The 8,814-nt window shown below is 69.9% G+C and carries 7 protein-coding genes; 1 reads left to right on the top strand and 6 read right to left on the bottom strand.

Annotated features, from left to right (window positions below):
- Positions 1 to 194: 194 nt before the first annotated feature.
- From QM582_RS19125 to QM582_RS19115, 3 genes are all read right to left on the bottom strand, one after another.
- Positions 195 to 1,436, bottom strand: coding sequence for a glutamate-5-semialdehyde dehydrogenase (locus tag QM582_RS19125; RefSeq protein WP_415087122.1), 1,242 nt, complete (start codon positions 1,434 to 1,436; stop codon positions 195 to 197).
- Between the two features lie 160 nt (positions 1,437 to 1,596).
- Positions 1,597 to 2,724, bottom strand: coding sequence for a mannonate dehydratase (locus QM582_RS19120; protein WP_415087120.1), 1,128 nt, complete (start codon positions 2,722 to 2,724; stop codon positions 1,597 to 1,599).
- Positions 2,725 to 2,900: 176 nt separating this feature from the next.
- Entirely contained in the window at positions 2,901 to 4,370 is a 1,470-nt protein-coding gene (locus tag QM582_RS19115; RefSeq protein WP_415087118.1) for an MFS transporter, read from the bottom strand.
- 287 nt (positions 4,371 to 4,657) lie between these two features.
- On the opposite strand from QM582_RS19115, the gene QM582_RS19110 reads away from it, so the two are divergent.
- Positions 4,658 to 5,356 (top strand): GntR family transcriptional regulator, encoded by a 699-nt coding sequence (locus QM582_RS19110; protein ID WP_415087116.1) that lies wholly within the window; start codon positions 4,658 to 4,660, stop codon positions 5,354 to 5,356.
- Positions 5,357 to 5,468: 112 nt separating this feature from the next.
- Here the strand turns inward: QM582_RS19110 and QM582_RS19105 are convergent, their stop codons facing one another.
- From QM582_RS19105 to QM582_RS19095, 3 genes are all read right to left on the bottom strand, one after another.
- On the bottom strand, positions 5,469 to 6,488 hold the full coding sequence (locus QM582_RS19105; protein ID WP_415087114.1) for an L-idonate 5-dehydrogenase: 1,020 nt from the start codon (positions 6,486 to 6,488) through the stop codon (positions 5,469 to 5,471).
- A 28-nt stretch (positions 6,489 to 6,516) separates the two neighbouring features.
- Positions 6,517 to 7,998 carry a mannitol dehydrogenase family protein gene (locus tag QM582_RS19100; protein ID WP_415087112.1) on the bottom strand — a complete coding sequence of 494 codons (1,482 nt, stop codon included), beginning with the start codon at positions 7,996 to 7,998 and terminating at the stop codon, positions 6,517 to 6,519.
- A gap of 6 nt (positions 7,999 to 8,004) precedes the next feature.
- A partial coding sequence (locus QM582_RS19095; RefSeq protein WP_415087110.1) for an enolase C-terminal domain-like protein occupies positions 8,005 to 8,814 on the bottom strand: 810 nt, incomplete at its 5' end.

The following is an 8,814-nucleotide window of genomic DNA, read 5'->3' as shown; positions in this document are numbered from 1 at the left end:
CTGATCAATGCTGTTCCGAGCGAGGACGTGCCCGGCGGGATGAGCTGCGGCCCCCAGATCTTGTGGGCGTACTGGACGTACGGCGCAAGAGATGGGGGCCGCAGATCGCCCGCCGGGGACGCCGCAGCCGGGACATGATTGATCAGCGCTTCCTTAGGCGAGCGCCGGGTGGGTAACCGCGTGCGGACCGAGACTCAGCCCCGGATCTGGCCCTCGCCGGTGACCACGTACTTCGAGGAGGTCATCTCGGCCAGCCCCATCGGGCCGCGGGCGTGCAGCTTCTGGGTGGAGATGCCGATCTCGGCGCCGAAGCCGAACTCGCCGCCGTCGACGAACCGCGAGGACGCGTTCACCAGCACCGCGGCGGCGTCCACCTCGGCGGTGAACCGGTTCGCCGCGGCCCGATCGTTGGTGACGATGGTCTCAGAATGCCCGGTGCTGTGCGCCCGGATGTGGTCGATGGCGTCCGCGACCGAGCCGACCACGTCGGCGGCGATGTCCAGCGACAGGTACTCGCCGTCGAACTCGTCGGGACCGGCCGGCAGCACGGCGTCCGAATAGGCCCGGACGGCGTCGGTCCCGTGCACCGTCACCCCCTGCGCCGCCAATGCGGCGAGCGCCTTCGGCAGGAACTCGTCGGCGATCGCGGCGTGCACCAGCAGGGTCTCGGCGGCGTTGCAGACGCTGGGCCGCTGCACCTTCGCGTTGAGCAGGATGTCCAGCGCCATGTCGGTGTCGGCGGTGGCGTCGACGAAGATGTGGCAGTTGCCGGTGCCGGTCTCGATCACCGGCACGTTGCTGCCGTTCACCACCGCGTTGATCAGCCCGGCGCCGCCGCGCGGGATCAGCACGTCGACCAGGCCGCGGGCCGCCATCATCTCGTCGGTGACCTCACGGCCGCCCTCGACCAGCTGGACCGCGTCCACCGGCAGCCCGGACGCCGCCAGCCCGGCCCGCAGCGCGGTCACCACGGCCCGGTTCGACTCCAGCGCCGAGGACGACCCACGCAGCAGCGCCGCATTGCCGGACTTGACGCAGATGCCGGCCGCGTCGGCGGTCACGTTCGGCCGCGCCTCGTAGATGATGCCGACCACGCCGAACGGCACCCGCACCTGGCGCACCTGGACGCCGTTGGCGTTGGTCCAGCCGCGCACCACGTCCCCCACCGGGTCGGGCAGCCCGGCCAGGTCGCGCAGGCCGCCGACCATGCCGTCGATCCGCTGCGGGTTGAGCCGCAGCCGGTCGATCAACGCCTCGGACGTGCCCGCCTCGCGCGCCCGGTCGACGTCCCGGAGATTCGCCGCCAGCACGGCGTCCTCGGCGTCCGCCAGCGCGTCGGCCATGGTGTGCAGGGCGGCGTCCTTGGCGGCCCGGGTCAGGGTTCCCAGGGCGATGCTGGCCTGTTTGGCGGCCCTCGCCTGATCGTGGAAAGTCACGGCCGCAGGATATCGGTGTGCGCCCGGACTGCCGGTGAGCGGACGCGGGATCACCCGCGAAGTAGACCGAAGGGACGGTTCTCTTCGGTCCACTTCGCGACGCCATACGGAACGAAAAGAACCGTCCCCGCGTACCACCGGCCGGCTCGACCAACGGGCATCAGCGGCGGTAGTTCACCGCGTCCCACACCCCGAGCAGGTACTGGATGCCCAGCGCCCGGTCGTACAACCCGTAGCCGGGTCGGGGTTTGTTGGTGGTGTTCTCGTTCCACAGGTGCCGGCCGTGGTCGGGCCGGATGTAGCCGGTGTACCCGGCTTCGGCATAGGCCTTCATGATCCCGACGGTGTCCACGTCGCCCTCGCAGGCCCGGTGGGCGACCTCGGTGAAGTCGCCGTTCGGGAGGTGCTTGACGTTGCGGACATGGGAGAAGTGGATCCGGTCCAGGTAGGTCTGCACCGCCTCGACCGCCCGCGGCGCCTGCGCCGGGTTGGCCGAGAACGACCCCAGGCACAGGGTGAGGCCGTTGTACGGGCTGTCGTTCAGCCCCAGCACGGTGCCCAGGTCCTCCATGGTGGAGACCACCCGGGGCCAGCCGAACAGGTCGAACGGCGGGTCGTCGGGATGCACCCCGAGCTTCACGTCGTACTGCTCGCAGGTCGGGATCACCGCGTCCAGGAAGTACTTGTAGCTGCGGTACATGTCGTCGTGGGTGACCCCGGCGTAGGCCTCGTTGAGTTCGCTGAAGCTGGCCAGCCGCTCCGGCTCCCAGCCGGGCAGGGTCAGCCCGCCCGAGTTGGCCTCCATGTCGGCGATCAGCTTCTCCGGCGTCAGTTGGTCGACCACCGCCTTCTCGAAGTAGAGCGCGGTGGAGCCGTCCGGCAGCGGATGCCTCAGGTCGGTGCGCAGCCAGTCGAACACCGGCATGAAGTTGTAGCAGACCACCTTCACCCCGGCCCGGCCCAGCCGTTCCAGGGTGGTGATGTAGTTGGCGATCGCCTCGTCCCGGCTCAGCCCCAGCACCGTCCGGCCGAGCTTGATCGACTCGTGGACGTTCACCGACTCGACCACCTCGGCGTCCAGCCGTTTGGTCACGCCGCGGGCCGCGGCCTCGGCGGAGATCGCGGCGATATGCGCCATCTCGGCGGCGATCTCGGCCTCCTCCCAGACCTCCCCGGCCTGCTTGTGATGGAGGCTCCACACCACCGTCTCGACACCGGGAATCTGCCGGATGTCGTCCAGCGACACGGTGTCATTTCCTTCGCCGTACCAGCGAAATCCGATCTTCATCGTCACTTCCCCACGTAGAGATTCCTATCGGCGAGCCGGACGCCGACGCCTCCGACCCATTGCACCGCGTCCGGTCCGGCCGGACGGCGCACCTCGCCGAACGGCCGGAACCGGCCGCGAAGGCCGGCTGGGAGGGACCGCCTAGCGACGGCCCCTCCGAGCCGAGCCGTCGACGCTCAGTCGACGACCACGTCCTCCGGCCGCGGCAGGCCGAGCCGCTGCCGCTCCCGGCGCGCGAACGGACCGATGATCGCCTCGCCGGGACGGGCGTCGTTGAGCACGGTCAGATCGCGTCCGGCGGTCTCCGGCATCACGATCGCCGCACCCAGCGAGCAGATCGAGAAGAACCCGATCATGATCGCCAGCGGCCACCAGGAGCCGCCGGTGCCGACCACCAGCGCCGCCGCGATCACCGGGCCGATGCCGGTCGCCACGATGGCCGCCAGCTCCTTGGCCAGGGCCAGCTGGGTGAGCCGGGAGCGGGCTCCGAACAGCTCCGACATGGTGTTGTTCTCCAGCGAGGCGAGGGCCAGCACCGAGGTCTGGTGGATGATGATGTAGCCGGCGAAGACGCTGTTGACGTCCTTGGACGCGATCATCCAGATCATCGGCACGGCCAGCACCAGGGCGATCGACGACATCACGATGTACATCAGCTTGCGGCCGACGATGTCGCTCAGCCAGCCGATCAACGGCACGGTGGCGAAGCCGACCAGGGACGAGGTGATCACCACGCCGGTGCCGATGCTCGGGGCCAGCAGCAGCATGGTGGTGATGTAGCTGACCAGGTAGGTCTGCACCATGCCCGAGTTGCCGGCCTGGCCGAAGCGCAGGAAGAACCCCTCGAAGAACGCCCTGCCCTTGCGCTCGTGCATCGCGTCGGCGAGCACGTTGTCGTGACTGCTGGCGACCTTCTCCTCCAGCTGCTCCTTGCTGAGCGCCTCGCCGTCGACCACGTCGGCGCGTCCCTCGAAGACCGGCGACTCCTTAAGGTTGCGGCGCAGCCAGACCGCGAACAGCATGATCAGCGAGGACGCGATGAACGGGATCCGCCAGCCCCACTCGACCACGGCCTCGGTGGACAGCGCCGCCACCAGCACGCCCCAGATCGCGGACGCGCCGAGGGTGCCCGAGTTGGTGCCCAGCGCGACCAGCGAACCGACCAGGCCGCGACGCCGGCGCGGGGCGTACTCGGTGAGCATCACCGACGAGCCGGCGATCTCGGCCCCGGCGCCGAAGCCCTGGGCGAGCCGCAGCACCACGAGCAGGATCGGGGCCAGGATGCCGACCTGCCCGTAGGTCGGCAGGAAGCCGATCAGGGTGGTGGCGACGCCCATCAGGGCGATGGTGTAGAACAACACCTTGGTCCGGCCGACCCGGTCGCCGAGCCGGCCGAAGTACCAGGCGCCGAGCGGACGGCTCAGGTAGCCGGTGGCGTAGGTGGCCATCGACGAGATCACCGCGATGCCGGGTGCCTCGCCGGGGAAGAAGACCTTGTTGAAGACCAGCGCGGCGGCCAGTGAGTAGAGCTGGAAGTCCATGAACTCCAGGGCGGTACCGAGCCAACCGGAGACGGCCGCCTTGGCCAGGTCCTTGGTTGTGCGTTGCGCCACGGCCGGGGTGCCCGGGGCGGGATTGTCAGTCATCTGCTGCTCCTTCTTGGTTGTCAGCCGCGGAGGGTGGGACGGCCAGCGACCGCGTCACCGGCGCCCCACGGCCGTGCCTGGCTGCCTGGTGTCCGACGCGGAGGGCGTTTGCTCGCACATCGGTCCCCACCTTCCTGATGCGGGATCGGACGTCACAGCGGGGACGCCGGGCGAGGCTTCGGTGCCTCGCCGTTTCGGCACACTACCATACTAGTAGACATCAATGGTTCCCTCGGGGCCGGCTACCGCGACGAGCACCGATCCGGCTGATGCGTGACAATGTGCACATGGCGGGAACCTCGGAGCTGCGGGCGGCACGACTGAGCGGAAAGAGCGCACGTCGCATCGTCCACGAGCGGCTTCGGCAACAGATCCTCGAGCTACAGCTCCCGCCGGGTGCCGCGCTGTCGGAGGCTGAGATCGCGACCGCGTTCGGGGTGTCCAGGACGCCGGTGCGCGAAAGCCTGCTGCTGCTCGCCGAGGAAGGTCTGGTGGACATCTACCCACAGCGCGGCAGCTTCGTCGGGCCCATCCACCTCAGCGACGTGGTGACGGCCCAGTTCATTCGCGAGGCACTGGAGTGCACCTCACTCGAACAGAGCGCGCCGTCGATCGCTCCGCACGACATCGCCGACCTGCGCGAACTGCTGGCCCAGCAGCGGGCCGCCGACGCGTCCGGTGACGTCGCCGGCTTCTTCGGCCTCGACGAGGCCTTCCACCGGCGCCTGCTGGAGGCGGGGAATCACGCTGCCGCCTGGCCGATCGTCTCCCAGGCCAAGGCGCAGATGGACCGGGCCCGGCGGATGTCGCTGCCGTCCGGCGGGAAGATGGCCGATCTGATCGCTCAGCACACCCGGGTGGTCGACGCCGTCGAGAACGGCGATCCGTCCGGCGCCGTGGACGCGCTACGGACCCATCTGCGGGTCGTGCTGTCCGACATCGAGCGGATGAACCAGGAGAAGCCCGACCTGTTCAGCGCGGACTGACGACCGCAGCCCGGCCCGGCAACCCCGGATCGGCCCGGCAACCCCGGATCGCGCCCGACCGGGCACCGTGCCTGGTGCCCGATCCTGCACGATTCGATCACCGACCGGCCGGTCACTCCTCGTCGAGCCAGAGCGAGACGACGACCTTGCCCGATTCCTGGCTGTTCCGCGCGGTCTGGAAGGCCTCGACGATGTCGTCGGCGTCGATCACGTGGGTGATCACCCCGGCCAGCTGCGGGTGGGCGGCGAGCAGCTCGATCGCCTCACCGATCTCGTCGTTGAACCGGAAGCAGCCGACGTAGGTGACCTCCTTGGAGACGAACGGCGCCAGGTTCACCCCGATCTCGCGGTCGGGCAGCATGCCGACCTGGGCGACGGTGCCGCCCCGCCGGGCCGCGGCCAGCGCCGGGCTGATCGCCGGACCGACCCCCGAGCACTCGAAGACCGTGTCGTAGGCCAGCGCCGGGATCTGTTCCTCACGAACGTTGATGGTGTGGTGCACGCCCAGCGATGCGGCGCGGGTCAGCGGGCCGTCCAGGACGTCGGTGGCGGTCACCTCCGCGGCGCCCTTGACCACCGCGGCGGCGGCGACGCACAGCCCGATCGGGCCCGAGCCGGTGACCAGCACCTTCTTGCCCGCCACCCCGCCGGCCTGCACGATCGCGTGCAGCGCCACCGCGAGCGGCTCGGCCAGCGACGCCTCCTTCAGGCCGAGGCCGTCGGGCAGCACCCGGATCATGAAGTCCTTGACCACCCGGTACTCGCTCATCCCGCCCTGGGTGTGCGGCGTGGTGGACGCCGAACCGAAGTAGCTGCCGTTCGGCCACAGGTAGGGACGATCCTCGATGCCCGGCTCGGAGGTGCCGTAGGTCGCCGGGGCGATGGTGACCCGGGTGCCGGCGGCGAAGCGTCCGGACGGGTCGAGGTCGACCACCCCGGACATCTCGTGGCCCGGCACCAGCGGCTCGGTGACCACGAAGGCGCCGTTGCGGCCCTCGTAGTAGTAGTGCAGGTCGGAGCCGCAGATGCCGCCGTACATCATCCGCACCCGCACCTCCCCCCCGCCCGGCTCGGGCACCGGGGCGTCCTCGATGGTGATGTTCTCGGCGGCATGGATCGTGAGTGTCTTCATCGACGGGTCCTTTCCAGGGGTTCGGTGTTCAGGCGCGGCCGGCGTCCAGCGCGGCCTTGGCCGCCTCCCGGACGCCGTGGGTGACGATGATCTGGACCAGGTCGGCGACCCGCTCGGTGAACTCGTCACGCTGGGCGAGCGCCTCGGGGAAGAAGCCGCCGCGGACGATGGCCTCGACGTGGCTGCGGACCGATCCGGCACCGGCGGTGACGGCGGCCAGCCGCTCCTTGGCCGGCTCGATCATCGCCGCGGCGACCGGGCCGGGATCGAAGCCCTCCGGCGGGCACACGCAGCTGATCCAGCCGGCCACCATCAGGGCCAGCTGCTGCGGCACCTGGCCGAGGTCGAGCATCCGGATGGCGGGGTCGGGCACCCGCTGCAGCAGCTTCAGCGAGCCGTCCGAACCCACCCGGGCGGTGGCGTCGGCGAGCGCATGGTTGCTCCAGCGGTCGAACAGCTGCTCGATGTAGGCCTGCGGGTCGAAGCCCGACGGCAGCGCGATGCTGGGCAGGTACTCGGTGTTCAGCAGCTCGGTGACGCTCTCCCGGACGAAGTCCTGGTCGAAGCTGGACGGGATGGTCGGCCGGGCGTCCAGGCCGCCCAGGTAGGCGATCAGCGAGTGCGAGCCGTTGAGCAACCGCAGCTTGACCAGTTCGTACGCCTCCACCTCGTCGGAGAAGGTGGCCCCGGCGGCCTCCCAGGCCGGACGCCCGGCCGCGAAGCGGTCCTCGATCACCCACATGCTGAACCGTTCGGCGGGCACCGGGATGGCGTCGGTGAGACCCAGCAGCTGCTCGACCTTGGCCCGGGTGGCGTCCGTGGTGCCCGGGACGATCCGGTCGACCATGGCGTTGGGGAAGGTGACCTGGGCGGTGAACCAGTCGTGGAATCCAGCCGGGGTGGCGGTGGCCTGCAGGTACTGACTGACCATCTTGTGCGCGGTGTGGCCGGCCGAGACCAGGTTGTCGCAGGACAGGATGGTGAGCGGGCCGGCGTCGTCGCCGTAGCGGCGGATCAGGGCCGCGCCGAGCTGGCCGATGCTGGTCCGCGGGTTCGCCGGGTCGGCCAGGTCGGCACGGATCTGGTCGCCGTCGACGTCCAGGTCTCCGGTCACCGCGTTGCGGCAGTAGCCGTTCTCGGAGATGGTCATCGTGACGATCTTGATCGAGGGGTCGGCGATCTGCGCGATCAGCTGGCCGGTCTGCTCGGCGGCCACCAGGGTCTTGCGGTGCACGTCCATCACGTCGACCCGCTCGCCCTCGCTGGACAGCTCCAGGATGGAGTACAGGTGGTCCTGCGCGTTCAGCGCGTCGACCACCCGGTGGGAGCGGTTGGCCACCGCCACGATGCCCCAGTCACCGCCCTGGGCCGCCATCGCCTTGGCGGTGTAGACGGCGGCGTGGGCGCGGTGGAAGTTACCGATCCCCAGATGCAGGATTCCGGGCTTCGACGGTGCGCTGGCACCCAGGACAGAGCCGGAGAAGGTTGCTGTGGACAGGGGCTGGGTCATCGTTGATCACCAATCTGTGAGAGTGCCGTCGAGGCGCCGCGCAACGGGCAGGTAGGCGGGCTGGTAGTCGTCGGGGTTGTGTAGGTCGTCGTTGAGGGTGACGCCGAGGCCGGGGTCCTCGCCGGGCTGCAGATGGCCGTCTTCGACGTGCCAGGCGTGCGGGAAGGCTTCGTGCACCAGGTCCGGGTAGCCCATGTACTCCTGGATGGCGAAGTTGTGGGTCGCCACCCCGAGATGAATGGACGCCGCCATCGAGATCGGCGACACGTCGGAGGGCCCGTGCGGGGCGGCCTTCACGCCGTAGACCTCGGCCAGGGCGAAGATCTTGCGAATGTGGCTGATGCCGCCGGCGTGCACCACCGCGGTGCGGATGTAGTCGATCAGCCGGCCGGAGATCAGCTGATGGCAGTCCCAGACGGTGTTGAACACCTCACCGATCGCCAGCGGGGTGGTGGTGTGCTGCCGCACCAGCCGCAGCGCCTCCTGGTCCTCAGCCGGCGTGACGTCCTCGAGCCAGAACATGCCGACCGGCTCCAGCGCCTTGCCGAGCCGGGCGGCCTGGATCGGGGTGAGCCGGTGGTGGGTGTCGTGCAGCAGCGCGACGCCTTCGCCGACGTGTTCCCGGACACCGGCGATCACACCGGGCATGTGCCGCAGGTAGGCCTCGACGTCCCAGATCTCCTCCGAGGGCACCGGACGCCGCCCGGCCGGTTCGTAGACCCCGTCTTTGGCGACCCCGTACACCACGTCCAGCCCGGGAATGCCGGCCTGCACCCGGATGTGGGTGAAGCCGGCCTCGCGATGGGCGTCCACCTG

Origin of the sequence: Micropruina sp., from assembly GCF_047607385.1 — a bacterium.
GTDB lineage: Bacteria > Actinomycetota > Actinomycetes > Propionibacteriales > Propionibacteriaceae > Micropruina.
Note: the sequence above shows the minus strand (reverse complement) of the source record. Positions and strands in the feature narration are given on the sequence as shown.